This window comes from Nocardioides sp., assembly GCF_051876515.1.
Classification (GTDB): domain Bacteria; phylum Actinomycetota; class Actinomycetes; order Propionibacteriales; family Nocardioidaceae; genus Nocardioides.
The window spans coordinates 1-26,251 of record NZ_JBJEHY010000186.1 but is presented as its reverse complement, the minus strand read 5'-3'; the positions used below and the strand labels follow the sequence as shown (position 1 = coordinate 26,251).

Below are 26,251 nucleotides of genomic sequence, written 5' to 3'. Positions count from 1 at the left end.
CGCGTCGACGAACCGCTCCTGGTACGGGTGGTCCTGGACGGTGAAGAGGTCCAGCCCCGTCACGTCGGCCAACTGCCCGAGTACGATCACGTCGGGCAGCCGACCGGCATCGGGAGTGACGAAGACGCCGAACTCGAGGTCGTTGCCGTAGTCGGTCATGTCACTCCACCCCCAGGGCGTCGGCCATGCGGAGGTACGCCTCGGCCTCGTCGCGGCGGCCGGCGCGCTCCAGGGAGCGGCCGAGCAGCAGCGTCAGGTAGCCGTTGCCGGGGTCGTGCTCGAGCGCGGCGGCGGACGCCTCGACGGCCTTGGTGACCTGGGCCGAGTGGTAGTAGCTGCGCGCGAGCAGCTCGCGCACCTGGCGCAGCTGGGAGTCCTCGACGTCCTCGCGGGCCAGCAGACCCTCGAGGTCACGGGCGGCGTCGTAGTAGCGGCGCTCGGAGAACTGGAACTCGGCGCGGCGCCACACGTCGTAGGCGGTCTCGGTCACCGTGATCGAGGCACCGGACGGGCGCAGCAGCTGCTGGAAGTCGATCATGCTTCCTCCTCACTCTGGATTTCATAGTGACTAACGGAGTCAGAGCGAGGTTCATTCCCGACCGCGGCGGAGGGTTGACAACGTACAACCATTTGGTTGTACGTTGGTGGGGTGAACACGACTGAGGGCATCGACGAGGACGCAGCCGACGCGCTGTTCCACGCCCTGTCCGACCGCACGCGGCGCGACATCCTGCGCCGCGTCCTGGCCGGCGAGCACTCGGTCTCCACCCTGGCCGCGTCGTACGACATGAGCTTCGCGGCCGTCCAGAAGCACGTCGCCGTCCTCGAACGGGCCGGACTGGTCAGCAAGCGGCGCAGCGGCCGCGAGGCGCTGGCCACCGGCGAGGTCGACGCGGTCCGTACCGTCACCGCCCTGCTCGACGAGTTCGAGCAGGTCTGGCGGGGCCGGGTCGCCGCCATCGACCGGCTGCTGGCGCTCGACGAGCCCGGCGACACCACCTGAGACGACACCCACGAGACGAAGGAGCACGCCATGCCCGTCACCCACGTCGAGAAGGACCTCGACAACCTCACGATCACCATCACCGCCGAGTTCGCGGCCCCCGTCGAGCGCGTCTGGCAGGTGTACGCCGACCCCCGCCAGCTCGAGAAGTGGTGGGGCCCGGAGGGCTACCCGGCCACCGTCACCACCCACGAGTTCCGCCCGGGCGGCCGCGTCGACTACGCCATGACCGGCCCCGACGGCGCCACGTACCCGGGGTGGTGGCGCATCGACGAGGTCGACGAGCCGCACCGGTTCGTCTACACCGACGGCTTCTCCGACGCCGACGGCAAGCCGATCGAGGACAAGATGGTCAACACCACGACGACCGAGCTCACCAGCACCGCGGACGGCACGCGCGTCACCAGCGTGTCGCGGTACGGCTCCGCCGCCGACCTGCAGCAGGTCCTCGAGATGGGCGTCGAGGAGGGCGCCACCTCGGCGATCAACCAGATCGACGCCCTGGTCGCCGCCTGAGGTCGCGCCGCTCGAGCCTGTCGGGACCACCCGTCCGGGTGGTAGAACGCTCCCCATGCCCGTGGACCTCGCCCGACTCCGACCGTACGTGCCGGTGCTGGCGATCGCCGCCGCCTGGTGGCTGCTGGCCGACCACGCGGCCGTGTGGGGTCCGTCGCTGATCACGATCTTCGGCCAGGCCTCCGAGACGCCGGCCGAGCTGATGGGGGCGTTCGCGCTCGGGTGCGTGCTTGCCTCGTTCCCGCTGGCCCGGGCGGCCCGCGACCCGCGCGGCGCGTGGGCGGTCCTCGCGATCGCCCTCGTCGCCCGCGTCGTCCTCGGCTTCGCGCCCGGCGGCCAGGTGCAGCTGTGGGCGGCCAGCGCGGGGATCGCAGCGTCGCTGGCATGGTTCGCGACCCTGGTCTGCGTCCACGGCCGGCGGCTGGCGCCCGGCCTGGCGCTGGGCTGGCTGGCCACCTCGACGGTGGCCGCGCTGGGCGGCACCTGGCTGCCGGTGTGGCGGCCGTGGGCGTTCGGCATCGCGGCGCTCGTCGCCCTGGTCTGCACGGCGGTGGGCACCGCGGGCACCGTCACGGCCGAGCCGGCACCCCCGGGCCGGCGGCAGGCGTGGTCGCTGATGCCGGTGGCGCTCGTCGCGGGCGTGGCCGTCGTCAACGCCGGGCGCGCCTCGGCCGTCGACCCCCGCTGGGGACCGGCGCTGCTGGTCCTGGGCTGTGCGACCGGCGTCGCCCTGGCCCTGCGCCCCGCTCGCCGGGGCGTACGGCTGCTCGCCGCGGTCCTCGCTGTCGCCGCGGTGGCAGCCAGCCTGTACGGAACCACCGGCGAGGTCAGCGGAACCCTCGGCGCGTGGACGTTGGTGGCGTTCGTCGTCGGACCGCCGGCGCTGCTGCTCCTGCTCGGCGAGGACGCCGGCGCCCGCCCGGCGCGACCGGCGGTGGTGCTGGGGGGTGCCGTGGTCTGGGTGCTGCTCCTGTTCGTCTACTACGCCGGGTACGACCTCGGGTACCGCGCCGACGCCGTCCTGCTGGTGGCGACGGTGGCCCTGGGCGTGCTCGCGGTGCTCGGTCGTACGGACGGTCACCGGACAGCTGGCGGCCCGCCCTGGCTGGTCGTGGTGGCCCCGCTGGCAGCGGTCGTCGTACTCGCCGCCGCCCTCACCCCCGGCGTGCCGGACGAGGTGGAGCCCGTGGAGGGCCGCAGGCTCGACGTGATCGCCTGGAACCTGCGGATGGGGTACGGCATGACGGGCGTCTTCGACCCCGGCGCCGTCGCGGCGGTGGTCGAGGAGCGCGACGTGGTGCTGCTCAGCGAGATCGACCGCGGCTGGCTGCTCAACGGCGGACAGGACCAGCTCGCCGTCCTCGCCCGGCTCACCGGCAAGCGGCTCTACTTCGCGCCGGCGGCCGACCCCGTCTGGGGCGACGCGGTGCTCACCTCGCTGCCGGTGAACGAGGTGCGCGGCGTGCCGCTGGAGTCGTACGGCGCCGTGACCGGCGCGGGCGCGTTGGCGGTGCAGGTGGAGGTGGGCGGGAAGCCGGTCTGGGTGGTCTCCACGCACGTGCAGCCGACCACCACCCGCGACGACGGCACCCTCGACCAGGCGCGCGATCTGGCCGACCTCGCCACGGAGCTCTCCGCCGAGGCGCCGGTCGTGCTGGGCGGCGACCTCAACTTCGAGCCGGACACCCCCTCGTTCACGGTCCTGCTGGACGCCGGGCTGGTCCCCTCGACCGACGGCGGCGGCCCCGACACGTTCCCCGCCGACGACCCCGAGAAGGCGATCGACCACCTCTTCGTCAGCGACGGGCTCACCGTTGCCGGCAACGTCAGCTACTGGGTTCCCCTGGGGCCGTGGCCCTCGGACCACCAACCCATCTCCACCACGGTTCGCGTGGACGGCTGACAACGCCGCAGGCAGTTCGCGCGGCCGCGGGCGCCAACGAGCGTGGGCCGCGCCGGGCGGGCGCCGAACTGCCTGCGCCGTGGTGGCACCCTCAGCCGGCCGAGGCGGCGAACCGCCGCGCCACCCGCGCCACCGCCTCGGTGAGCTCGGGCGGCGAGAGGACCGTGAAGTCGCAGTCGAGCTCGCCGAGCACCATCAGCGGCCACGACAGGTCGTCGGTGGCCATGCTCAGCAGCACCGCGCCGTCCACCTCGCTCACCTCGCCCCACCGGCCGACGGCCGCGCGCACCGCCTCGACGTCGGCGTCCAGGCGCACCCGTACGTCGTGGCGGCGCGGGATCTCCCGCATCCCCTCGCGGACGAACGCCAGGGCGTCCGCGGCCGGCAGCTCGCGGGGACGGAACCGGACGCCGGTGAGCTCGGGCGCAGCCGTACGGTCGACGCGGAAGCTGCGCCAGTCGTGGCGGTCGCGGCAGTACGCGACCAGGTACCAGCGCTGCCCGTGGCTGACCAGCCGCAACGGCTCCACGTGCCGTCGCGTCGCCTCGCCGCCGCGGGCGGTGTAGTCGAACCGCACCGTCTCGGAGTCGCGGCACCCCTGAGCCAGCGTGATGAGCGACTCCGCGTCGACCCGCGGGCCGTACGCCGGGGCAGGCTGCGTCTGGCTGCCGAGCGCCTCGATGCGGCGGCGGAGCCGTGGGGGCATCAGGGAGACGACCTTGGTCAGGGCAGCGAGCGAGGTGTCGTGCAGACCCTCCACCGAGCTGGCCGCGGCGCTGTGCAGTCCGGCCGCGATCGCGACCGCCTCGTCGTCGGTGAGCAGCAGCGGAGGCAGCTGCCCACCCGCCCGCAGCTGGTACCCGCCCGCGACGCCGCGCGACGCGTCGACGGGGTACCCGAGGTCGCGCAGCCGGTCGACGTCGCGGCGCAGGGTGCGCGCGCTGACCTCGAGCCGCTCGGCCAGCTCGCCCCCGGGCCAGTACCGGTGGGTCTGGAGGAGGGAGAGCAGGCGAAGCATCCGTGCGGTCGGATCGGACATGTTTCTCAGACTAGATCTGATTGCGGTCAGGATCTGTCCGCAATCACCGGAACGGTGGTGGTCATGACGAACCAGACCAGCACCGCACCGGTGATCGTGACCCGAGGACTGACCCGGCACTTCACCCGCCACAAGCAGACCGTCGAGGCCGTCCGCGGGCTCGACCTGGAGATCGCCCAGGGTGAGCTCGTCGCCTTCCTCGGCCCCAACGGCGCCGGCAAGTCGACGACCCTGCGCATGCTCACGACCCTCCTGGCGCCCACCTCCGGCACCGCCAGTGTTGCCGGGCACGACGTCGTGACGGACCAGCGCGCCGTACGCCGTGCCATCGGGTACGTCGGCCAGGGCAACGGCGCCGGCCACCAGCAGCGCGGCCGCGACGAGCTCGTCAGTCAGGGGCGCGCCCACGGGCTGGGCCGCCGCCAGGCCCGGGAGCGGGCCGACGAGCTGGTCGCCGACCTCGACCTCACCGGCGTCGCCGACCGCAAGGTCACCACCCTGTCGGGCGGGCAGCGGCGGCGCCTCGACATCGCGATGGGGCTGGTCCACCTGCCCCGGGTGCTGTTCCTCGACGAGCCGTCCACCGGCCTCGACCCGCAGAACCGCGCCAACCTGCAGGACCTCGTACGCCGGCTGCACGCCGAGACCGGTTCCACGATCGTGCTCACCACCCACTACCTGGAGGAGGCCGACGCGCTCGCCGAACGGGTCGTGGTGATCGACCACGGCCTGGTGATCGCCGACGACACCGCCGCACGGCTGAAGTCCCGGCTCGGCGACCTCGTCACCCTGGGGTTCGCCAACGACGCGGACGCCGCGCACGGCGCCGACGCCGCCGCCCGGGTGCCGGGCGCGAGCGTGAGCCGTACGGGCCCGGTGGTGGAGGTGCGCGCCGACGACGGCCACCGCCACGCCCCCGCCCTGCTCGCCGAGCTGGCCGCCGCGGGCCAACCCGCCACCAGCGTCGAGGTCTCCCGCCCGACGCTCGACGACGTCTTCCTCGACCTCACCGGCCGCAGCCTGCGCGAGGCCAACGAGCAGGCCGTCCCCGACGGCGCCGACCAGCCGACCACCTCCCCCGACGACGCCACCCGCACCGCCACCGACTCCGAAGGAGCAGCAGCATGAGCACCCACGTCCTGACCCCCGAGCCCGCCGTCGCCCGACGTGCCCCCGTCACCGACACACCCGAGACGGGGTTCTGGGCCGACACCTGGAACGTGATGACCCGCGAGCTCAAGCCGATGCTGCGCGAGCCCGCCTCGATCTTCTTCGCGATGGTGCAGCCGCTGGTCTTCCTGGCGCTGTTCGCCCCGCTGCTCCCCGACACGGGTGGCTCGGCGCTGCAGTGGTTCGTGCCCGGGATCGTCGCGATGACGTGCCTGATGGGCGCCTCGTTCGCGGGCGCCAACCTGAGCGACGAGATGATCTCCGGCTCCCACGAACGGATGCTGGTCTCGCCGCTGAGCCGGTCCTCGCTGCTGGTCGGGCGGGCGCTGAAGGAGATCGTCCCGATGCTGCTGCAGACGGTGATCATCCTCATCGCGGTCACGCCGTTCAGCTTCGACCTGCACCCGTTGGGCGTGCTGGTGGCGGTGGCGATGCTGAGCCTGTTCAGCGTCGGCGTGGGCGCGATGTCGTTCGCGCTGGCGCTGGTCGCCGAAGGTCAGGAGTGGCTGTTCTGGACCGTGCAGCAGACGCTGATCTTCCCCGTCCTGCTGCTCGCCGGGGTGCTGCTGCCCCTCGACGGCGCGCCGCGCTGGCTGCAGGTCCTCTCCGACCTCAACCCCCTGACGTACGTCGTCCAGGCCGCCCGGGAACTGTTCAACGGCACCTGGAACCTGGACGTGGTCGCGTACGGGTTCGCCGGTGGTGCAGTCGTCGCGGCGCTGGGGTTGTGGCTGGGGCTGCGGGGGATGCGGCGGGCGTGAGTCGGCCTCTCCCAGGTTCCCCAAATTGGGTCACCTGACCCGATTTGGGGTCAGTGGGAGAGGCCGGGAGAGACCGCGCGACACCGGCCGAGACCCCACCGACTCACCACTTCTGGTGGACGTCCTCCGCCCAGCCGAAGACGTCGGCCACCCGTACGACCTCGCCGTCGGCGAGGCGTACGGTGCCCGACCAGACGCCGAAGCACTGGTGGGTGAACGACGAGATGACCTTGAGGTCGGTGGCCGACACCTTGTCGTACTCAGGGGTGAAGGTCAGGTCGACGTCGGTGCCGGTGATCCGCCACGGCGCCAGCCAGTCGTCGGTGTCGTAGGTCCACACCAGCTCCTCGCTGATCTTGTGGAGGCGACCGTCGACGAGGATCGAGTTCTCCGTCGAACCGGTCCCGTCGGTCCACTTGCCGCCGACCTGCACGCCGATGACGCGGCCGTCCGTACGGCCGGAGCCAGCGCCCCAGTTCCAGTGCATCTGGTGCGGCCAGCGGCCCCGGCCGTGGTCGAGGGTCGCCCAGGCGTCGTCGCCGGACACCTCGACCTGCTCGCCGTCGAACCAGATCCGCCCGCTCGCGGGGCGCGCGACGTCCTTGACGGTGTACTGGAAGAGCCGCTCGGTCCACGGCACCACGACGCCCAGCGACTCGTGCCCCTCGGGCCGGTGCGCGAGCACGTCGACGCGCACCCGGTCGCCGATCGCGCGCAGGCGGGTGCCCTCGGCGGTCTCGGTGATCTCGATCTGCAGGCCCTTGCTGCGCAGCGTCGCCGGGCCCTCACCGAGGGTGCCCGGCATGGTGACGCCGGCGCCGAGCGGGGTGATGACGTCCTGGTTGTACGCCTTGCCGGTGCGCCGGTCCCAGCACCACAGGGCGTTCACACCGGCGTAGTCGATGTGGGACAGGACGACCGCGACGACGTGGGTGGGCGTGGTGACGGCCCAGTACTCCCACCGCTTGTTGCGGCCCTTCCCCACGCGCCCCCTGCCGATGCCGTCGGTGCGGACCAGCGGCGTACGGCACCAGCCGATCGCGGCGGGGTCGAGGCGCCCGTCGGGCAGGGTGAGGTCGACCCGCGCGGTGAGCTCGCGCTCGGTGACGGCGACCGGGGAGGGGGTGCCTCCGACGGCGGCGTCGAACTCGCTGCGCAGGCCGGCGTTGGAGGCGACGACTGCGTCGCGGTCGACCTTGAGCTGCTTGCGGTCGTACGTCATGAGTCCGTTGGTCTCCTGCTCGACGTCGGCGATCTGGGTGTACACGAACCCTGCCAGCCCGCGCGCGATCGCGGGGCGTACCTGATCGGTCTGCAGCCGCAGGAACGCCCGCTCGAACGCACCGCGGTCGCTGATCCGGCGGTAGCCGAACTCCTTGTCGGTCCACGTGTGGCCAGCGACGCGGTGGCTGTACCCGCCGTACTCGCTGAGGACCGCGGCGCGCGGGTCGGCCTGGTCGGCCTCCGACAGCGTGTACGGCACGAAGTAGACGTGCCGGCTCGCCATGTCGCCCGCGCCCTGGTCGTGCCAGCCGGAGACGGAGTCGACGACGCGGGTCGGGTCGAGGGTGCGCAGGCGTTGCGTGACGGCGACGGAGTCGAACTGGCCCCAGCCCTCGTTGAACGGCACCCACGCGACCACGCTGGGCACGTTGCGGAGCAGGTTGACGGTGTCGTCGAGCTCGCCGAGGAACTCCGCACGGCCGGCGCCGTCCTGGCGCCCGAACAGGGCGTGGCGGCGGTCGTCGAGCTTGAGGGGCGTCAGCACGGGGGCGGTGATGACCGCAGGGTTGTACGAGCGCCCGCCGTTGACCATGTCCTGCCACACGAGCATCCCGAGCCGGTCGCAGTGGTGGTACCAGCGCAGCGGTTCGACCTTGATGTGCTTGCGCAGCATCGTGAAGCCGAGCTCCTTGGCGGTCGTGATGTCGTGGACGTACGCCTCGTCGCTGGGCGCGGTCAGCAGGCCGTCGGGCCAGTAGCCCTGGTCGAGCAGGCCGGCGTGCAGGTACGGCTCGCCGTTGAGCAGCAGCCGGGTGCGGCCCTGCGCGTCGGCGCCGACGGCGACGGTGCGGACGGCGGCGTACGAGGTGACGCGGTCGGAGCCGATCTCGACGGTGAGGCCGTACAGGTGCGGGTCCTCGGGCGTCCACGGTCGTACGTCGGGGATCGTGATCCGGACACGACGGCCGGGCACGGCGCCGACGGTGGCGACGATCCGGTCCCCGTCGGTGACGGTGACGGTGGCGCCCCAGGTCGCGAACCCGGAGGCGCGGGCGCCTGCGTCCGCGCCGGCGAGGTGGACGGTCACGTCGAGCGCACCGGCCCTCGAGCCGTCCGAGCCGGTCGCGTCGGCCGGGTCGAGGTGCGGCACCAGGGTGAGCCGCTCCACCGACGTCTCGGGGACCGCCTCCATCCACACGGTCTGCCAGATGCCGGACTGCGGGGTGTACCAGATGCCGCCGGGCTTGAGCCGCTGCTTGCCGCGGCTGCGGTACGAGGTGTCGGTGACGTCGCGGACGCGGACCACGAGCTCGTGGGTGGCGCGCGCGGTGTCGAGGGCGTCGGTGACGTCGAACGTGAACGGCAGGAAGCCGCCGCGGTGCTCGCCGACGCGGGTCCCGTCGACCCACACCTCGGCGTCCTGGTCGACGGCGCCGAAGTGGAGCAGGACCCGCTCACCCGGCGTGCTCCCGCCTTCCTGGTCGGCGACAAGTCCCGCCAGGTCGACCTCGCGGCGGTACCAGAGCGCCTGGTCGGGCTGCAGGGTCCGGTTCACCCCCGACAGCGGCGCCTCGGGCGAGAACGGGACGAGGATGTCGCCGTCCCACCGCTGCGGCGTCGCAGTGACGTCGGCGGCGGTGAAGGCGTACGACCAGGTGCCGTTGAGGTTGAGGTAGGAGTCGCGGACCAGCTGCGGGCGCGGGTACTCGGGCAGGACGTTCTCGGGGTCGAGGCGCTCGCCCCACGGGGTCATCATCGGGCCATCTCCTCGTCGCTGGTCGTGCCGTCCCCGCTGGTCGAGCGCTCCCCGGTGGTCGTGCGCTCCCCGGTGGTCGAGCCTGTCGAGACCACCGCGACGGGCTCCTCGGAGCCGGCGTGCAGTCGGCGCAGCGCGAGCAGCGGCAGCACCGTCAGCGCCGCGACGAGAGCAGCCGCGGGGAAGATCCACGGCGTCGGCACGGTCTTGACGACGCCCAGCTCGACGTACGTCTCGGCCGCCCCGGAGATGACGGCGGCGCCGATGAACGGGCCGATCACGCTGGGCACGAGGATGACCGCGATCATCCGCAGCCCCTGGATCTGGCCGGCGCGGTCGGGCGGGGTCAGGTTGCGCACCATCGCCGACAGGGTGGCACCGACGATGAGGAAGCAGCCCATCATCACGATGCCGGCCAGGATCACCGGCACCATGCCGCGGGCGGTGAACATGAGGACGCAGCCGAGCACGTACAGGCCGAGGGCGAGCAGCCCCCGCTCGAGCGGCTTGCGCGGGTCGATCCGCCTCGACCCGAGGACGCTGAGCACCGACGCGCCGATGAGGACGCCGGCCAGGACGACGGCGTACGCGTCGATCTGCAGGTACTTCTGCACGTAGATGATCAGGTAGGGCAGGACGATCTGGAAGCTGGTGCCGAGCACCGCCCAGGCGAGCAGGGTGACGTACAGGCGGGGGTTGGCGCGTACGGTCGAGGGGCGCAGGCCGTGCAGGACGCTGCTGAGGTACGAGCCGCTGGGCTGCGGGGTGGCCTCGTCGCGCACCCCGAACCAGGCGATGACGCCGACCAGCGCGGTGAACCCGCCGACGAGGGCGAAGAAGAGGGTCCAGTTGCCGGCCTGGGTGATCGGGTCGAGGGCGCCGAACACGATGAGCATGCCGAGCAGCGGCAGCGTCTGGATGACGCCGTCGACGCGGGCCCGGTTGGCCGGGGTGGTCTGGTCGGTGACCCACGCCTGGTACGCCGCGTCGTTGGCGCCGGAGCCGAGGAAGCTCATCACGCAGTCGAGCACCACGATGCTGATGACGGCGACCGCGACGGCGTTGGGGACGCTCGAGTCGACGCCGACCAGCCCGAACCCGGCGGTCGTGATGCCCCACAGGACGTACCCCACCGCGATGAACTCGCGGCGCCGCCCCACCCGGTCGCTCCACGCGCCCACCAGCAGCGTCGCCAGCGTCGCCGCCGCCGCACTGGCCGCGACCAGCGTCGCGATCACCGTCGGGTCGTCCGTGATCGTCTCGTGGATGAACACGTTGAGGTACATGTTCTCGACGGTCCAGGCCAGCTGGCCGGTGAGACCGAGGAGCACGACCCACAGCCACAGGCGGCCGGAGACGTGGGCGGGGTTGGGGGTCACCGGGGCAGCGTAGTGGTCAACCTCCGGGACGTGCTGCGACGTGGCCGCTCCCGCGACCGGAGCGGCGTACGTCGTGGGCTGCGTACGACGGTCCGGTCGCTCAGACCTCCACGCCCCGCGCCCGCGCGTGCATCTCGCGCAGCCGCTCGGCGAGCTCCGGCACCGGCCCATCCACGACGGCGCCCGGTACGACGTCGGTGATCGGCAACGGCGCCACGGGGGCCGGGGGCAGGCCCCACTCGGCGAACCAGTCACTCAGCTGGGCGGCGGAGTGGGCGTACACGATCCGGCCCAGGCCGACCCAGCCGTGCGCGGCCGCGCACATCGCGCAGTGCTCGCCCGAGGTGTACACGGTCGCGGCCGCACGCTGCTCCGGCGTCAGGTGCGCAACCGCCCAGCGGGCGGCCGCGAGCTCGGGGTGTCGGGTGTCGTCGCCGCCGCTGATCCGGTTGTGGTCGGCGAAGACCTCCACGCCGTCGGCGACCACGACCGTCCCGAACGGCAGGTCGCCGGAGGCCAGCCCGGCCTCCGCCAGCTCCACGGCCCGGTCGAGCCAGCGCAGGTCGGACTCGGAAATCGTCATGCGCCCATCGTGGCAGCCGTGAGCGTCAGGGGCCCGCGACCCGTACGTTGAGCTGGATCCCGTTCTCAGCCGGAGCCGCCATCCCGCCGAGGACCCCCACGACCACGGCGATGAGGACGAGCCCGCCGATGGACTCACCGAGCCCGGTGGACGGTCTGCCACGCTGCCAGGCGTACCAGTCGCTCAGGCAGAAGCTCCACAGCGCCGCGATGGCGACGACGCTCGTCGCCACCAGGGCGAGGCCGACGAGCTCGTCCTGGGTGTCGCCGCTGAGCAGCAGGAACAGTTCGCCGCCACCCGACAGCACGAGCACCAGCCAGGCCAGGGCGACGCGGATGGGGCGGGCACGCACCACTCCGGCCGAGACGTACCCGACGATCACGGCCCCCAGGACCACGGAGAGGAGCATCCCCGTCTCGTCGCCGCTGCGCGTCCCCCGGTCGAGCAGCGCCACCGCCTGCCCGGCCAGGCTCGCCCACGCCACCACCCAGATCGAGCCGGGCAGGGGCGGGTGTTGCCCGGAGGGGGCAGCCTCCAGGGGCTCGGAGTCGTACGCCGCAGGCTCGGTTGTCACGGGCGCATCCTTGCAGCATGCCGCGCGCATTCGGCGCACTCAGCGACATCGACTGTGCAAGGCTCCGCGCGTGCACCTGCGATCCGAACTCACGCGCTGGGCGCTGCTCTGTCTCGCCGTCGTGGCCCTTGGCGTCTTCGGCATGGCGCGCACGCCGTACACGGACACGACCACCACGGGATCCGTCGTGGGGCACGGCTTCAACATGGGCGGGGGCGGGTGTTACCTCAACATCGAGTTCACGGCCGATGGCGCCAAGCACAGCTTCAAGACGCGGCAGGAGCAGCGATGGTGCGGGGTCGGGGCGGTGCGGCGCAAGCCCACCCGTCCGATCGTCCACTACGCCGCCGCTGACCCGGACCGGGCGACCCTGACCCCGCGCGGTCGCGGGCCCGAACTCGGAGTGCTGCTCGGCGGCGTCGGACTGCTCGCCCTCGGCGTGGCGGCCTCGCGGCGCACCGCACGGGAGCCTCAGCTCGCGAGCTCGCCCCTGGCCAGGCTCGAACCGGAGTGCAGCGGGTCCCCGTCGTCCGGCTCGTAGGAGATGTCGACGATCCGGTACCCCTCGTCGAGGAGCCGCTCGGGGAAGTCGAACTCTCCGGTCTCGCCGCGCGGCAGCAGGCCCAGCGACACCATCCGGGTGCCGTCGACGTTGATCAACCACACCTCGCGCAGGCCGTCGGGGCCGTCGAGGTCGGAGGCGTCGACGTGGAGCACCACGCGGTCGTCGTGGCGGCGTACCTCTGCTGCTCCTCGGTCCTGTGCCGCGGCGTCGAGCGTGGTGAGGCGGGTGCTGCCCAGGACCGGCGCAGCCGTCCCGGGCTCGTCGCCGCCGCCGGTGACGACGGCCCCCAGTCCGACACCGACGGCGAGGGCGACGGCGGCGGCCGCGGTGGCCAGCCAGAGCGGAACCCGGCGGTGGCGGCGCGGAGCCAGAGCGGTCGGCGGGGACGCCTCGGACTCGTCGGCGTCGATCTGGGCCGAGACCGCGTCCCACACCGAGGCCGGCGGAGTCAGCAGCGACTCCTGCCCGGCCGCGCCTGCCAGCGCGCGGGCCTCGCTGAGCGCGTGCACCTCCGCCGAGCACGACGGGCAGAGGTCCACGTGCGTGGTGATCGCTGCGTCAACGTCGTCGCCGAGGGCGACGGCGGACAGCAGTTCAGGGTCGACGTGGGGGCCGATCTCCTCAGACGAAGTCACGTCGCACCTCCTCCAAGCTCCTGCGCAGATGGGCCAGCCCGCGCCGCAGGTGGCTCTTGACCGTACCGAGCGGGAGCCCCGTCCGGCGTGAGATCTCGTCGTGGGTCAGGTCCTCGTGGAAGGCGAGCCGCAGGATGGTACGCCGTGGCTCGCCCAGCTCGTCGATCGTCTGAGCCAGCACCAGTCGATCCACCAGCTCACTCCCCGCGTCGGCTCCGGCCGGCTCAGCACCTTGGGCGTCCAGGTCGCGGGACCTCAGAGCGGCGACCTTGTGCGCCTCACGGGCCCGCTCGCCGAGGCGGTCGGCGACGCGGTGGCGCAGGATGCCCAGCAGCCACGCCGGCAGCGCGCCCTCGCTGGGGGTGAGCGTGTGGCGCGAGCGCCACGCAGAGATGAAGACCTGTTGGGTGACGTCCTCGGCCTCGTGGTGGGAGCCGAGGGAGCGGAGCGCGACGGTGTGGACCAGCGGCGCCCAGCGGCGGTAGATGGTCTCGAGACTCTCCCGATCTCCGTCTCGGAGCCTCTCGGCCAGCTCCGTGACGGTGAACTCGTCACCGCTGAGGAGGCTCACGCCCGAACCGTACAGCCGGCCACCGGCCCGCCCCAAACCTCGTGGTGGGCTGGGGCGGGCCGACTGGCCGTGGTCAACGGCGGACAGACTCACGGTCGGGGTGCGCGTGACTCACAGGTCGACAGGACGCAGTACCCGGTTGATGCCGTGGGCGATCTGCTTGTTGCCCTTGTTGATGTCGACCTGCGAGAGGATGACGCGCGGATTGCGGTCGTTGCCGTCCTGGTCGACGAGCGTGATCTTCGGGTTCTTCCTGGGCGAACGCACCGTGACCTTGAACGTGGCGCCCTGGGCGGTCGTCAGCTCCGCACCGTCAGCCTTGAGCGCCTTCGCGCTGGTGATCCGGGCACCAGGCACGACGTGGTACAGCAGCACCTGCTCGATGGTGTCGACCCCCGCGAGGGCCACCAGACGGTTGAAGACCTTCTTCTCCGACTTCACCGTCTTGCCGCTGAGGTCCTTGAGGAGCAGACGGAAGGCCTGGTCGTTGGGGATGAAGGCGGTCGCGCGCACGCTGCCGTCGGCCAGCACGGCGACGGCGGAGTCCGGCTTCGCCTTCACGACGGCCAGCGCCGCCTCGGTGACGATGTCGTAGTCGTGCTTGTTCTTGTCGAAGTGGTTGCCGTCCGAGGTGAGGACCTTGACCAACGACCGCTCCTTGAGGGCGGCGTTCGCGGGCGTGGCGGGTGCGACGGTGACGATCGCGGCGGTGGTGGCGAGCGCGGTGAGAGCGCCGGTGAGTCGCTTCATGGACTGTGCCTCTTTTCGGATCGGGGGGCTTCGGTGACGCCCCGTTGCCCCCTTCTCCGGAGTTCGCCCGGCTTTGGATGCACCCCGACGCGAATTTCTTCGAAACTCTCAGCGGCGAACCGTCTCCAACCTGTTTCGCAGCTCCTCCACCTTCACCGCGTCCCACCCGCCAGGTCGGTCGATGGCGTACCAGGAGGTCAGCGGCAGGGTGCCGTACAGGTGGCCGTGCTCGGCGTCGAAGTCGTTGCTGACCCCCATGTCGACCGCGAGCTGCAGGAACGTCGTCACCGGCGACCAGCCGACCTCCGGGTTCACGGCCGGGTCGAGGGGCTCGCGCAGCCAGTCGGGGCGGGAGTAGGCGGTCTCCCAGTCCCACCACACGATCGGGTCGTCGGCCTGCTGCAGGAAGACCGAGTGCGGCGCCCGCGCGGGGTCGAGGTCGTCGAAGTCGGAGGCCCGGTTGATGAAGACGAACTCGCCCCCGTCACCCACCACCGGCCGCACCTGGGTGGAGCCGGGCTGCCGGACCCGTTCGGCCTCGCGGCGCAGGTGCATGGTCTCGGGCGGGCCGATCCACAGCGCCCCGGCCGTACGCGCCGCGCTGTCGTCGAGCGAGGAGAAGGCGCGCGCCCCACCGAACGAGCCCAGGCTCTCGCCGGCCACGTAGAGCGTCGGCGGGTCGTCGAGGGTGGCCAGCTTCTCCTCCACCGCCGCCACCAGCGCCGTGCCGGTGTCGCCGGCGGCGTCGGCCTCGGACAGGAACGCCAGGGGGCTGGGGAGGTGCGAGTACTGCACCGCCACGGTCGCCACGTCACCGCCGTGGAAGTACTCCAGCGGCTGCACGATCTGCTCGTTGATCCAGCCCGTCCCGGTCGGTACGACGACGAGCAGCACCTCGCGCTCGAACCCGCCGAACCGCTCCAGCTCGTCGACGGCCAGTGCGACCCGCTCGTCCACCGTGTCGGCCTGCGCGCGCCCCACGAAGACACGGACCGGCTCGCTCACCTCGTCCGTGGCGAAGTCGGCGATCTCCTCGACGCTGGGGCCGCGGGTCAGGAAGCGGCGCCCCTCCCGTCCGGTCTTCGCCCAGTCGACCTCCGACCCGGGCCCGCCGGAGCGTACGGAGGAGGTCGGCTGTTCCGGCGCCCCGTCGAGGTCGCGGTCACCGGCGGCAAAGGTGGAGTTGAAGCCGTCCAGCGTCCGGTCCATCACGACGTTGCTCAACGACGCCACGACCGCCCAGGTCAGCAGGACCAGCGCGAGGCCGGCCGCGATCCAGGCGGGCAGCAGCCGCGCGCCCGCGCCCGCCAGGCGCAGCCACACCCACCGCAGCCCCCACCCGACGGAGAACAGCAGCCCCGCGACGAGGGCCGCGACGACGAGCGTGCCGATGTAGACGTACCAGAATGAGGTGGGTTCGTGGCCGAGCCGCTGCCACGTCCATTCGTGGTCGCCAACCGCGGTCGCGATCGATGAGAGCGCGTACAGCACGGCCGCCACCCAACCCGCCGCGCGCCACCGGTCCAGCACCTGCGCCGAGGGCCGCCAGCCGCGGTCCGTGCGGGAGGCAACCCACGCGACGAGGTTTCGCAGACCAGTGCCCACCCAGTAGCCCAGCGTGATCGCGACACCCGCCAGCACGCCCTGGAACAACCAGGAGCGCAGCAGCAGCATCGGCTGCAGGGACTGGCCGAACATCCACGCCGCCAGCACCACCCCCGTCACGTGCGGGCGCGAGAGCACCGCGACGAGACGGGCGGGCGTACGGCGCCGCGCCTCGTCGACCAGGGTGTCGACGCGCGCGAGCAAAGGGTGGACCACAGGGCGACCTCCGGGGCGACGGGTGCCGGTCCGAGCGTCGGCGGAAGCAGCCTAGTCGGCGCTGCGACGAAGCGGCAGGGCCGTTCGACCCAACCTGGCGTCCGCCGCCGCTGCCAGCCGGCTGCCTGCCCCTGCCCGCCGAACCGGCCGGGCGAGTACCGGGTGGGGCGGGGCCGTCGACGCGACGCTCGGCTCCCTTAGTAACGCGCAGTTATCGCATCCAAGGACCGTCCATTGACGTGGAGTGGCACGGATAACTGCGCGTTACAAGGTGGAAGCGAGCTGAGCCGGGGCCGGGGGCAGGGGCAGGGGCAGGCGGGGGTACGGGGCGGGGCGGCCGCGCCAGTCAGTCCGCGGCGGGAGGTTCGCCCGGGCCGTCGTCCTCGCGGGCCTGACGCGCGGCGTGGTCGCGGCGCTGCTGCTCGACGCGGGCGCGGAACCGGCGCTGGAACTGCTCGTCCGTCTCGGGGTCGAGCGGGAGGCCGGGGGCGACCGCCCTGGCGGCGCCGGGGTCGGCGACGCTGCCGTCACGCAGCATCTCGGGGACCGTGCGCTCCCGGCCGACGATCAGCCACGCCAGCGAGCCGACCAGCGGGAAGAACAGGACCACCAGCAGCCAGACCAGCTTGGGGAGGTGCCGGACCCGGTCGTCCTCCGTACGGATCACGTCGATGAGCGCGAAGAGGGCGAGCCCGAAGGTGGCCACGGCCAGAACGATCTTGAGCACCGGACCAGTCTGCCGCACTCCTGCCCGCGACGCGCTTCGCGCGGGTCCGTAGGGTCGGTTCCGGCCGCCACGGATCGAGGAGTTCCCATGAGCACGCACGAGCACCAGCACGGTGAGCAGCCGGGCCACGCCCACGACGCCGACCGCGTACCGGCCGAGTTCTGGGAGGAGTTCTACGGCGGCGAGCACCCGTGGTCGGGCAAGGTCAACCAGCTGCTGGCCGGCGAGCTGGCCGCCCGCCCGCTGACGACGGGTACGGCGCTGGACCTGGGCTGCGGCACGGGCGGCGACGCCGTCTGGCTGGCCGCACAGGGGTGGCGTACGACGGGCGCCGACATCGCCGAGTCCGCCCTGGCCCGGGCGCGGGCGGCTGCCACCGAGGCCGGCGTCGACGTCACCTGGGTACGCGCCGACCTGGAGACCGAGTTCCCGGCCGGCACCTGGGACCTGGTCACCGCCTCGTACCTGCACTCCCCGACCGCGCTCGGACGCGAGCGGGTCCTGCGCCTGGCCGCCGACGCGGTCGCGCCGGGCGGGACGCTGCTCGTGGTCAGCCACCAGCGCGGTCCGTCCTGGAAGGCCGAGGGCCACCCCGGGCCGCTGCCCACGCTCGAGGAGGTCGTGGCGTCGGTGCACCTCGCCGGGTTCACCCTGGTCCACGCCGAGGCCCACACGGTTGCCTGCACCTCGCCCGACGGGGTGGAGGGCACCAAGGTCGACACGGTGGTCCGCGTACGCCGCGACTGACCCGCCTCTCGCCGCGCGGACGCAGTGGAGTGCACCCCCGGCGACCTCTTCGTCGTCGAGGGGTGAGACTGGACGCCATGAGCAGCGCCTCCTCCACCGCACCCCGCCTCACCGTGATCACCGGAGGCACCCGCGGCATCGGCGCCGCCGTCGCCCGCCGTCTGGCGACCGAGGGGCACGACCTCGTCCTCGGCTACCACGCCGACTCCGCCGCGGCCGAGAGCACCGCGGCCGACGTACGCGCCCTGGGCGTCCGCGTGGCCTGCGTGGGCGGCGACCTCACCGAGGACGGGGCCGTCGAGGCGCTCTTCGCCGCCGCCGCCGACCTCGGGCAGGTCACCGGAGTGGTCAACAACGCGGGCGCGACGTACGAGTTCGCGCCCCTGACCGAGACGCCCGCGGCCTCGGTGCGCCGTACGGTCGACGTGAACCTCACCGCCGCCATCCTCGTCGCCCGGGCCGGCGTGCAGGCGATGAGCACCCGGCACGGGGGCACCGGCGGCGTGATCGTCAACATCTCCTCGGGCGCGGCCACGCTCGGCTCCCCCGGCGAGTACGTCCACTACGCCGCCGCCAAGGCCGGCGTCGACACCCTCACCAAGGGGCTGGGCCTCGAGGTCGCCGACCAGGGGATCCGCGTCGTCGGCGTCGCCCCCGGCCTCACCGAGACCGACCTGCACGCGCGCACCGGCGATCCCGGCCGCATCGACCGGATGGGGCCGCAGATACCGCTGGGACGCGCCGGCACGGCCGACGAGGTCGCCGAGTCCGTCGCCTGGCTGATCAGCGACCTGGCCGCGTACGTCACCGCCACCACGCTGCGGGTCACCGGCGGGCGGTAGGTCGAACCCGTCCCTCGGCGGGCTCCTCCTTGCTACGTTGGCCGACGCCCACGCTTCCTCGAAAGGCTCCACCCGGTGACCACCTCCGCCCACGGGACCACCCGCGCCCGCCGCACGCTGCGGATCCTGCAGCAACGCATCGCGTCGGGCGAGTGGCCCCTGAACTCCCGGATCCCCACGGAGCTCGAGCTCGCCGAGGAGCTGGGGGTGGGCCGCTCCACGATCCGTGAGGCCGTACGCACCCTGGCCGGCGTCGGGATGCTGGAGCCGGCCAGGAGCCGGGGCACCTTCGTACGGTCCCTGACGCCCGTGTCCGGCGTGCTGTCGCAGTTCATGGACGGGCACGCGGTCGCCGACCTGATCGGCGCCCGCAACGCGCTCGAGGTCGAGGCGGCCCGGCTGGCCGCGCAGCACCGCACCGATGAGGACCTGGCCGCGCTGCGGCGCGCCCACGAGGCGGACGTGGCCGCCGACCAGGGGACGCCCGTCGAGCGCGGGTCCACGCCCGGTCAGTTCCACGCCCTCGTCCTGCGCGCCACCCACAACGCGCTGATGGTGGACCTGCACGCCTCCCTGATGACGTCCCTGCGCGCAGCGATGGCCCGCGGCCGGGCGCGCAGTGCGGTCGACGAGGACACGCGTCGGGCCGAGCACGCCCACCTGCTGGAGGCGATCGCCGCCGGCGACGTCGAGGCCGCGGAAGCGTCGGCCCGTTCCCACGTCGAGTCCGACGTGGTCGCCGTCGAGGGGTGATCCTCCCGGGTCAGGGCGAGAAGGTCTCGTCCTCCCAGACGTTGCCGGTCTCCTCGCTGCCGAAGCCCTCGTTCCACGAGTCGCTGAGCGGCCCGTCGGTGACGAACATGTACGCGAGGAACACGAAGACGGCCGCGATGAACGTCAGCACGACCACGAACAGCACCTTGTGGAACGTCGGCAGCTCGGAGAAGTACTGGCCGCGCACCACGACCGTGCTGGAGCCGGCCTCGTGGTGCCTGCCGGTGTGCCCACCCCACTCGACCTGCAGGTCGGACAGCTCCCGCTCGACGTCACCCAACGTGGTCGCGACGAGCACCCGCCCGGCACGCTCCTCGTACTCGGCCTGCGTGAGCTGCCCCTGGGCGAGCGCGCTCTGCAGCGCGTCCACCCCGAGCTGCCGGTCGACGTCCCGAGCCCGCTTCTCCAACGACATGCGCGACAGATTACGTCGGATCAACCGAGGTGGAGGAGTAGACCACCGCAACCGAAGTACCCGTCGGCGGTGTCGTCCCACTTGTTGCGCACGAACACCTCGTAGCAGGACCGCTTGAACCGCGGGTCGTGGGCGATCCAGATCGACGCGTCCTCCGGCTCGTCGATGTGGCTGGTCACCTTCTCGACGGCCCGGTCGAAGGTGGTCGGGTCGACCCCCTTGGCCCTCACCGACCAGACGTCGTCGGTCTCGTCGTACGTCCCGACGCTCCACTCCGACCAGTCGCCGTCCCAGTACCAGGTGGTCCAGCGGAGCTTCTTCTGGTTGGTCATCCGGGTCACGTAGACCGCGGTGTCGTGCAGGGTGGCCCTGATGACGAAGGTGTCGTCGAACTCCTCCTCGAGGGCGGCGACGAACGCCTCGTACCCCTCGGGGGTACGGGGGTCGAGGATGATGCCGTCCTCCTCGAACGCCTCCGGTTCCGCGGTGGCGCTGGAGTACGGCTGGGGCTCGGGCACCGCCACCGCCTCCTGCTCGTGGTGGCCCACCCCGACGCCGAGCACGCGCCACACGACGACCCCGGCCAGGACGAGCCCGACCGCAGCCACTGCCATGAGCACCCGGCGTTCGGGCACCTGCCCGGAGCCGACGAGGGTGGGCGTCCTCGCGTCAGTCGTGGGTCGCCCGGTCGACGGCTGCCTGGGCCGCACCCACTCCACGCCCGGGGTCGGCTGGAGGTCCCCGACGAGCCCCTCGAGCTGCCCGACCGTACGCGCCTGCCAGACCTCGCCCGAGCGACGCTCGTGCTCGTCGAGGTCGATCTGGCCCTCGCCGTACGCCGCCGAGAGCAGCCGGGCGACAGCCTCGCGGTCGGTGTCGCGGGCGCGGGGGCCGCGCGGGCTGCGGGAGGGACTCACCGGCACAGCCCAGGTGTGCTGCGGCGCCGCGGAGGCACCGCTCTCACCGGCGCTCGAGGGCGTGCACGACGAGCCCGGCGACCAGCGCCCAGAACGCGGCGCCGATGCCCAGCACCACGACCCCGCTGCCGGCCACCACGAACGTGACGACGGCCGCCAGCCGGTGCTCGGGCGCCGTGACGGCAGCCGCCAGCGAAGAGGCGAGCGTGCCCAGCAGCGCCAGCCCGGCCACCGCCGTGATCACCTCGGTCGGCGCGGTGGTGACGATGACGGTGATCGCGCCGGACAGCACGGCCAGCACCAGGTACGTGGCGCCACTGGTCTGCCCGGCCAGCCAGCGTCGCCGCGGGTCGGGGTCGGACTCCGGTCCGGCGGCCAGGGCGGCGGTGATCGCGGCCAGGTTGACCGCGTGCCCACCGAGCGGCGCACCGACGGCGGTGCCCACGCCGGTGTACGTCATCGTCGCCCGCCACGGGGCGGTGAAGCCGTACGAGCTGAGGACGGCGACGCCCGGCACGTTCTGCGAGGCCATCGTGACCACGTACAGGGGCAGCGCGACACCGAGCAGGGCGCCGACGGTGAAGGTGGGCGTCGTCCACGCCACCACCGGCGCCACGGAGCCGTCGACGCCGCCGTGGGTGGCCAGCCAGGCTCCGATGACCACCAGCGCGGCCGCGAAGGCGACCGGCGAGGCCCACCGCGGGGACCAGATGTACGTGCCCAGCCAGGCGAGGATCACGGGCGCGACCAGCCACGGCTCGGCGGCCAGACCCAGCACCGGGGCCAGGCAGAGCTGGAGCAGCACGCCGGCCAGCATCGCCTGCGCGATCGGCGTCGGGATGGCGGCGATCAGGTCGCCGAGCCGCGGCCACAGCGCGGTGAGCAGCACCAACGCCCCCACCACGACGAAGGCGCCCACGGCAGCGGGCCAGCCACCGTCGGGGGTGCCGGTGGAGGCGAGCAGCGCCGCTCCCGGCGTCGACCAGGCGAGGATCACGGGGATCCGGTGGGCCGCGGAGAGCCAGATGGTCCCGATGCCGCACACCACGCACAGCACCAGGAGACCGGAGGCCGACTCACCACGGGTGGCGCCCATCGCGGACAAGCCGGCCAGGACCACGGCGAAGCTGCTGGTGAAGCCGACGACCGAGGTCAGGGCGCCGGCCACCAGCGGCTGGCTGCGTGTGCTCATGCCGGGACCGTAACGGCCGCGCCGCGCTGGCCGACGCCCGGCGTCGTGCCCGGCCCGGTGCGGCGCGGGGTCAGCGGGCGCAACCGGGTCGCGTCAGGCGGACGGTGCGGTAGACGCTGAGCTCCTTGTCGCGCAGCCGTACGACGGCGCTCAGCGCCCCGCGCGTGCGGGCCACCTTGGCGGCACGCCGGTCCACCCGGAACGGCGCGGTGGTGTCGATGCCGATCCGCTTGCCCGCGATCCGCACCCGCAACCCGGCCAGGGCCCCCTCGCCGCCGCGCGCGGCGAACCGGACCGTACGCACCCCGCGCACCCGGGTGCAGCTGGCCGTCGCCTTCACCGTGGCGGCCTTGGCGTTGAGCGCCTCGAGGCGCGCCTCGGTGTCGTCGGGCTCGGGGTCCGGGTCGCCCGGTCCGGCGCTGACGCAGCTGCCGTCGAAGGCGGGTGCGGTCTCGCCCCGGTCCTCCGCGATCCGGATCCGCAGGTACTGCGCGATCGCGTCCATGCCGCACGCCGACGGGTGGAAGGTGACGCCGTCGTTGTAGGTGTTGAGGGCCCGGATCCACTGCTTGTTGGGCGCCGCGCAGACCGTGTGGTCGACGGCGCCCGGGATCAGGCGCTGGTCGACGAAGAGGGCGCCACCGTCGGTGGCGACGTCGGACAGGGTGTCGGAGAGGCGGTCGATCTGGCTCTGCAGGTACGCCGACTCGTCCGCGGTGAGCATCGAGGCCAACGGTCCGCACTCGCCCGGGGAGAGGTAGGTGCTGTAGCCCACCACGACCATCCGGGCGTGCGGTGCACGGCTCCTCGCGTCGGCCAGACCGCGGGCGAGCTCGGTCCGTACGGTGGCGAACTTGGCGGCGAGCGGGTCGGTGCCCGAGGCCGGAACGCAGGTGCCGAAGGCGCAGGCCTGCGCCAGCCCGACCAGCCCGATGTCGTTGCCGCCCAGCGTGCCGAACGTGACCAGCGTCGTGTCCTCACCGAGCGCGTCGAGCTGCGGGGCGTTGGGCGCGGCGCCGGACGACCAGGTCTGCGGCGCCCACAGGTCCTTGGTCTGCGCCCCGCCGCAGCTGGCGTCGGTGAACGCGGTGACGTCGAGCGTCGTGGCCAGCAGGGTCGGAAAGTTCTTCTCGCTACGCCCGCACTCGGCGCGCATCGGCGCGATGCCAGGGCCGGAGGTGAAGGAGTCGCCGAGCGAGACGTACCGCTCCCCACCGGTCCCCTTGTCCCAGACCGGGACGTGCTCCTGGGTGGTCTGCCCGGCGCCCTGCGCCGAGGGGACCAGCAGCATCGAGGCGGCGAGGGGCAGAGCGAGGGTCACGGCGGCCGCGCGGACCGCGCGCTGGAACGAGGAGCGCATGGGGCGGAACGTAACACCGACGAGTGACCTGGGTCACCCGTCGAATCCGCGGACCTCAGCGGGTCGGCGCGGGTGAGTCATCGTGACTCACCCGCAGCCGGGAGCGGCCCGCGCCGCACCCACAGCCACGTGAACAGCGCCCACAGCGACGCGACCGCGAAGATCTCGACGAGGACGTACCCGGGCCAGGGCCCGAACCAGTCGAGGATCGAGGCGCCGCCGGGCTTGCGGTTCAGGTAGCCGTAGTTGGTGCCGACGACCGCGTTGAACACCATCACCGTCACCATCCAGACCACGGTGAGTGCGACCGTGACGCGGTACTCGCGCCAGCCCGGCACGATCCGCAGCCCCCAGGCGAGGTAGACGCCCGACCAGACGACCACCCAGTGCATGCCCCAGAACATCCAGAACCGCGGCTCGGCCCAACCTGAGGCGAGGTCGGGGGTCAGCATCGCCTGCGAGGTGAGGGTGATGCCCCACAGCCAGTTGGTCGCTGCGGCCCACCGCTTGTGCGTCCACAGCGCGTACACGGCCAGCACCCAGGCGAAGTCGCAGATCTGCAGCGGCAGGGAGGTGTCGAGGTCCCACTCCGCCGGGGTCCACTGGAGCACCTGCATGGGCACGGTGAAGAGCGGGATCACGACCGCGAACACCCGGCTGAAGCGGACCGCCGCCTCGGTGCCCCGGTGACGGCGACCCACCAGCACCAGCACGACGCAGCCCACGAGGAACGCGCCGAGCATCAGCAGGTGGCTGGTCCCGAAGGTCGCGAAGTCGTACTTCTCGGCGGTCATGGCACCCAGCCTGCCCCTCGCACGCGGCGTCAGTCCTGAGTGCGCGTGCGCAACCGCAGCCAGCCCCGGCGCCTGCTCGGCCACCCGTGCGTGGCCAGCACCGGCTCCGCGCCCACCGCGTGCAGCGCCCACGGGCCGGCCGGCCGCAGGGAGAACGAGTGGCGCGCCGCCCACACGTCGAACCGACGCCCCGGCGGCAGCTGGTCGGTCGGCACGGCGAGCAGGAAGACCCACGTCCGCGAGGGCGCGTCGACCTCCGTCGCCCGGACCGTCGCCCGCTGGTACGAGGTGACCCGCATCGGTCCCACCGGGACCCGTGCGCCCCGGCTGCTCAGGCGCCAGCAGCGCACCACCATCAGCCCGCACCGCCACGCGCCGAGCAGCAGGAGCCCGACCATGACCAGCCCGCCCACACGGTCGTAGGTGGAGTGCTCGGCGGCGAGCACCACCTCGGTCGTGCCCGGCAGGGTGTGCAGCTCGACCGGGTCGCCCACCTCCAGCCCGGCGAGCTCCTCGTGGACGCACTGGCGGAAGGTGGCGGTGCCGCCGTCGTACGTGGCGGTGAAGTGGTAGCGCTCGCAGTTCTTGCCGCTGCGGAGGTGGAGCTCCATGTCGGTCACCGTCGCGGTGACGTCGCGGCCGTACTCGCCGCCGAACAGGTCGGCCACGTCGGCGGCGGTGCCGTAGAAGAGGAACCCGCCCGCGATCGCCAGCAGCAGCGCGGTCGCCAGCGCGTACACGCCCGCCAGCGCCCGCGGACCGTTGCGGGCCGGGACGAGGGGGCCCTCGATCTCCATGGCCCCAGCATGCCCCCGCCGCGCGGGGCTAACCTCTCAGCGTGGCCCCGACCTCTCCCGACGCCGACTGGGTGCGCGACGCGATCCGCCTCCTGGAGGCCGACGCCAACCGCAGCACCGACACGCACCTGCACGTCTTCCCGCTGCCCGCGGCGTGGGGCATCGACCTGTACCTCAAGGACGAGTCCGTGCACCCGACCGGCTCGCTCAAGCACCGGCTCGCGCGCTCGCTCATCATGTACGGCCTGGTCAACGGCCGGATCGGGCCCACCACGCGGCTGATCGAGGCCTCCAGCGGCTCCACGGCCGTCTCCGAGGCGTACTTCGCCCGGATGCTCGGCCTCGGGTTCACCGCCGTCGTCCCGCGCAGCACCAGCCCCGAGAAGATCGAGATGATCGAGTTCTACGGCGGCACCTGCCACTACGTCGACCGCGGCCCCGACATGTACGGCGAGGCTGCGCGGCTGGCCGCCGAGTGCGGCGGGCACTACCTCGACCAGTTCACCGACGCCGAGCGCGCCACCGACTGGCGCGGCAACAACAACATCGCCGAGTCGGTCTTCAACCAGCTCGACCAGGAGCGGTACCCCGTACCCACCTGGATCGTGGTCAGCGCCGGCACCGGCGGCACGTCGGCCACCTTCGGCCGGTACGTCCGCTACCGCCGCCACGCCACCCGCGTCGCGGTGGCCGACCCCGAGCACTCGGCCTTCTTCGGCGGCTGGTCCACCGGCGACCTCACCCACACCACCGGGAAGCCGTCGCGGATCGAGGGCATCGGCCGACCCCGCGTCGAGCCGTCGTTCGTCCCGACCGTCGTCGACGAGATGGTCCAGGTCCCCGACGCCGCCTCCCTGGCCGCGATCCGGCTGCTGCGCTCCCGCACCCGGCACTGGGCCGGCGGCTCGACGGGCACCAACCTGTACGCGGCGTTCGCCCTGATCGCACGGATGCTCGAGGCCGGCGAGAAGGGGTCGGTGGTGACGCTGATCTGCGACTCCGGCGAGCGCTACGCCCACACGTACTACGACGAGGGCTGGCTGGCCGAGCAGGGCTTCGACCTGGCACCGCACACCCGGGTCATGGAGGAGTTCCTGGCGACCGGGCGCTGGACCGCCTGACCTCAGCCCGCCTCGCGCAGCTGCTCCACCCGCGCCTGCAGCACCGACAGCACCGTCCGCTGCGGGGCGGTGATCATGGCGTGCGCGAGACCGACCCGGTGCGCGTACTCCTGGGCTGCCTGCTGGGCCTGCCGACGGGCCGCCGTCTGCTGGGCGCGCGCGTGGTCCGCCTCGGCGCGGGCACGGCGCCGTACGAGGAGGTCGGCCTCCTGGAGGCGCCGCTGCTCGGCACGCCTGACCTCGCGCTGCTCGCGCCGTCCCCGGCGCAGCGCCTCGACGGCGCCGGGGTCGCCGGCGAGGATGAGGCGTGAGATG

Annotated in this window: 28 protein-coding genes; 10 read left to right on the top strand and 18 right to left on the bottom strand. The window is 72.9% G+C overall.

Translation table 11 applies throughout. The features are described 5' to 3' along the window. Positions 1-160: 160 nt before the first annotated feature. Complete coding sequence (locus ACI379_RS13945; RefSeq protein WP_439792699.1) at positions 161-538, bottom strand: tetratricopeptide repeat protein; 378 nt, start codon at positions 536-538, stop codon at positions 161-163. Positions 539-649: 111 nt separating this feature from the next. Here ACI379_RS13945 and ACI379_RS13940 point away from each other — a divergent pair, with 111 nt between their 5' ends. Genes ACI379_RS13940 through ACI379_RS13930 form a run of 3 tightly spaced genes read left to right on the top strand, consistent with a single transcriptional unit; the run spans position 650 to position 3,422 of the window. Continuing rightward, the gene (locus ACI379_RS13940) at positions 650-1,003 is read left to right on the top strand and encodes an ArsR/SmtB family transcription factor (RefSeq protein ID WP_439792698.1); all 354 of its coding nucleotides are present in this window, start codon (positions 650-652) and stop codon (positions 1,001-1,003) included. A gap of 30 nt (positions 1,004-1,033) precedes the next feature. After that, positions 1,034-1,519 (top strand): SRPBCC family protein, encoded by a 486-nt coding sequence (locus ACI379_RS13935; protein WP_439792697.1) that lies wholly within the window; start codon positions 1,034-1,036, stop codon positions 1,517-1,519. Positions 1,520-1,574: 55 nt separating this feature from the next. After that, the gene (locus ACI379_RS13930; protein ID WP_439792696.1) at positions 1,575-3,422 is read left to right on the top strand and encodes an endonuclease/exonuclease/phosphatase family protein; all 1,848 of its coding nucleotides are present in this window, start codon (positions 1,575-1,577) and stop codon (positions 3,420-3,422) included. A 91-nt stretch (positions 3,423-3,513) separates the two neighbouring features. On the opposite strand, the gene ACI379_RS13925 is transcribed toward ACI379_RS13930, so the two are convergent. Beyond that, positions 3,514-4,461 (bottom strand): helix-turn-helix transcriptional regulator, encoded by a 948-nt coding sequence (locus ACI379_RS13925; protein ID WP_439792695.1) that lies wholly within the window; start codon positions 4,459-4,461, stop codon positions 3,514-3,516. Between the two features lie 63 nt (positions 4,462-4,524). On the opposite strand from ACI379_RS13925, the gene ACI379_RS13920 reads away from it, so the two are divergent. Both ACI379_RS13920 and ACI379_RS13915 read left to right on the top strand, forming a co-directional pair. Continuing rightward, positions 4,525-5,589: an ABC transporter ATP-binding protein gene (locus ACI379_RS13920; RefSeq protein ID WP_439792694.1), complete on the top strand. Its 1,065-nt coding sequence runs from the start codon at positions 4,525-4,527 to the stop codon at positions 5,587-5,589. Beyond that, complete coding sequence (locus ACI379_RS13915) at positions 5,586-6,392, top strand: ABC transporter permease (protein ID WP_439792693.1); 807 nt, start codon at positions 5,586-5,588, stop codon at positions 6,390-6,392. The genes ACI379_RS13920 and ACI379_RS13915 overlap by 4 nt, the downstream gene beginning before the upstream one ends. 103 nt (positions 6,393-6,495) lie before the next feature. Here ACI379_RS13915 and ACI379_RS13910 read toward each other — a convergent pair whose 3' ends face one another. The 4 genes from ACI379_RS13910 to ACI379_RS13895 all read right to left on the bottom strand — a co-directional run bounded on the left by ACI379_RS13910 (position 6,496) and on the right by ACI379_RS13895 (position 11,908). Beyond that, positions 6,496-9,372: a DUF2804 family protein gene (locus ACI379_RS13910; protein WP_439792692.1), complete on the bottom strand. Its 2,877-nt coding sequence runs from the start codon at positions 9,370-9,372 to the stop codon at positions 6,496-6,498. Then, positions 9,369-10,751, bottom strand: coding sequence for an MFS transporter (locus ACI379_RS13905; protein ID WP_439792691.1), 1,383 nt, complete (start codon positions 10,749-10,751; stop codon positions 9,369-9,371). Before ACI379_RS13905 ends, ACI379_RS13910 begins: the two co-directional genes overlap by 4 nt. A 100-nt stretch (positions 10,752-10,851) precedes the next feature. Beyond that, positions 10,852-11,334 (bottom strand): nucleoside deaminase, encoded by a 483-nt coding sequence (locus tag ACI379_RS13900; RefSeq protein WP_439792690.1) that lies wholly within the window; start codon positions 11,332-11,334, stop codon positions 10,852-10,854. 25 nt (positions 11,335-11,359) lie between these two features. After that, a complete protein-coding gene (locus ACI379_RS13895) occupies positions 11,360-11,908 on the bottom strand; it encodes a hypothetical protein (RefSeq protein WP_439792689.1) in 549 nt (182 codons plus the stop codon). A gap of 70 nt (positions 11,909-11,978) precedes the next feature. On the opposite strand from ACI379_RS13895, the gene ACI379_RS13890 reads away from it, so the two are divergent. After that, positions 11,979-12,449 carry a hypothetical protein gene (locus ACI379_RS13890; RefSeq protein WP_439792688.1) on the top strand — a complete coding sequence of 157 codons (471 nt, stop codon included), beginning with the start codon at positions 11,979-11,981 and terminating at the stop codon, positions 12,447-12,449. Here ACI379_RS13890 and ACI379_RS13885 read toward each other — a convergent pair. From ACI379_RS13885 to ACI379_RS13865, 5 genes are all read right to left on the bottom strand, one after another. After that, the gene (locus ACI379_RS13885) at positions 12,380-13,108 is read right to left on the bottom strand and encodes an anti-sigma factor domain-containing protein (RefSeq protein WP_439792687.1); all 729 of its coding nucleotides are present in this window, start codon (positions 13,106-13,108) and stop codon (positions 12,380-12,382) included. The two genes, ACI379_RS13890 and ACI379_RS13885, sit on opposite strands and share 70 nt — an antisense overlap. Further along, the gene (locus ACI379_RS13880; protein WP_439792686.1) at positions 13,095-13,679 is read right to left on the bottom strand and encodes an RNA polymerase sigma factor; all 585 of its coding nucleotides are present in this window, start codon (positions 13,677-13,679) and stop codon (positions 13,095-13,097) included. The genes ACI379_RS13885 and ACI379_RS13880 overlap by 14 nt, the downstream gene beginning before the upstream one ends. A 111-nt stretch (positions 13,680-13,790) precedes the next feature. Further along, positions 13,791-14,429 carry a fasciclin domain-containing protein gene (locus ACI379_RS13875; protein ID WP_439792685.1) on the bottom strand — a complete coding sequence of 213 codons (639 nt, stop codon included), beginning with the start codon at positions 14,427-14,429 and terminating at the stop codon, positions 13,791-13,793. Between the two features lie 108 nt (positions 14,430-14,537). After that, entirely contained in the window at positions 14,538-16,250 is a 1,713-nt protein-coding gene (locus ACI379_RS13870) for an alpha/beta-hydrolase family protein (protein ID WP_439792684.1), read from the bottom strand. 346 nt (positions 16,251-16,596) lie between these two features. Beyond that, positions 16,597-16,977, bottom strand: coding sequence for a PLD nuclease N-terminal domain-containing protein (locus ACI379_RS13865; RefSeq protein WP_439792683.1), 381 nt, complete (start codon positions 16,975-16,977; stop codon positions 16,597-16,599). Between the two features lie 87 nt (positions 16,978-17,064). Here ACI379_RS13865 and ACI379_RS13860 point away from each other — a divergent pair, with 87 nt between their 5' ends. The 3 genes from ACI379_RS13860 (at position 17,065) to ACI379_RS13850 (ending at position 19,319) form a co-directional block, all read left to right on the top strand. After that, positions 17,065-17,724 (top strand): class I SAM-dependent methyltransferase, encoded by a 660-nt coding sequence (locus tag ACI379_RS13860; protein WP_439792682.1) that lies wholly within the window; start codon positions 17,065-17,067, stop codon positions 17,722-17,724. A 77-nt stretch (positions 17,725-17,801) separates the two neighbouring features. Then, entirely contained in the window at positions 17,802-18,566 is a 765-nt protein-coding gene (locus ACI379_RS13855; RefSeq protein WP_439792681.1) for an SDR family oxidoreductase, read from the top strand. Positions 18,567-18,641: 75 nt separating this feature from the next. Then, positions 18,642-19,319 (top strand): FadR/GntR family transcriptional regulator, encoded by a 678-nt coding sequence (locus ACI379_RS13850; protein WP_439792680.1) that lies wholly within the window; start codon positions 18,642-18,644, stop codon positions 19,317-19,319. A gap of 10 nt (positions 19,320-19,329) precedes the next feature. On the opposite strand, the gene ACI379_RS13845 is transcribed toward ACI379_RS13850, so the two are convergent. The 6 genes from ACI379_RS13845 to ACI379_RS13820 all read right to left on the bottom strand — a co-directional run bounded on the left by ACI379_RS13845 (position 19,330) and on the right by ACI379_RS13820 (position 24,815). Beyond that, a complete protein-coding gene (locus ACI379_RS13845; protein WP_439792679.1) occupies positions 19,330-19,755 on the bottom strand; it encodes a DUF1707 SHOCT-like domain-containing protein in 426 nt (141 codons plus the stop codon). A 20-nt stretch (positions 19,756-19,775) separates the two neighbouring features. Further along, complete coding sequence (locus ACI379_RS13840; RefSeq protein WP_439792678.1) at positions 19,776-20,672, bottom strand: DUF1707 SHOCT-like domain-containing protein; 897 nt, start codon at positions 20,670-20,672, stop codon at positions 19,776-19,778. A 43-nt stretch (positions 20,673-20,715) separates the two neighbouring features. Beyond that, positions 20,716-21,864 carry a benzoate/H(+) symporter BenE family transporter gene (locus tag ACI379_RS13835; protein ID WP_439792677.1) on the bottom strand — a complete coding sequence of 383 codons (1,149 nt, stop codon included), beginning with the start codon at positions 21,862-21,864 and terminating at the stop codon, positions 20,716-20,718. 70 nt (positions 21,865-21,934) lie between these two features. Continuing rightward, the gene (locus ACI379_RS13830; RefSeq protein WP_439792676.1) at positions 21,935-23,224 is read right to left on the bottom strand and encodes an SGNH/GDSL hydrolase family protein; all 1,290 of its coding nucleotides are present in this window, start codon (positions 23,222-23,224) and stop codon (positions 21,935-21,937) included. A gap of 77 nt (positions 23,225-23,301) precedes the next feature. After that, a complete protein-coding gene (locus tag ACI379_RS13825; protein ID WP_439792675.1) occupies positions 23,302-24,018 on the bottom strand; it encodes a YwaF family protein in 717 nt (238 codons plus the stop codon). A gap of 29 nt (positions 24,019-24,047) precedes the next feature. Continuing rightward, entirely contained in the window at positions 24,048-24,815 is a 768-nt protein-coding gene (locus tag ACI379_RS13820) for a hypothetical protein (protein WP_439792674.1), read from the bottom strand. 41 nt (positions 24,816-24,856) lie between these two features. Between ACI379_RS13820 and ACI379_RS13815 the strand changes: the two genes are divergently transcribed. Continuing rightward, positions 24,857-25,936 carry a PLP-dependent cysteine synthase family protein gene (locus tag ACI379_RS13815; RefSeq protein ID WP_439792673.1) on the top strand — a complete coding sequence of 360 codons (1,080 nt, stop codon included), beginning with the start codon at positions 24,857-24,859 and terminating at the stop codon, positions 25,934-25,936. A gap of 2 nt (positions 25,937-25,938) precedes the next feature. On the opposite strand, the gene ACI379_RS13810 is transcribed toward ACI379_RS13815, so the two are convergent. Continuing rightward, a partial coding sequence (locus tag ACI379_RS13810; protein WP_439792672.1) for a hypothetical protein occupies positions 25,939-26,251 on the bottom strand: 313 nt, incomplete at its 5' end.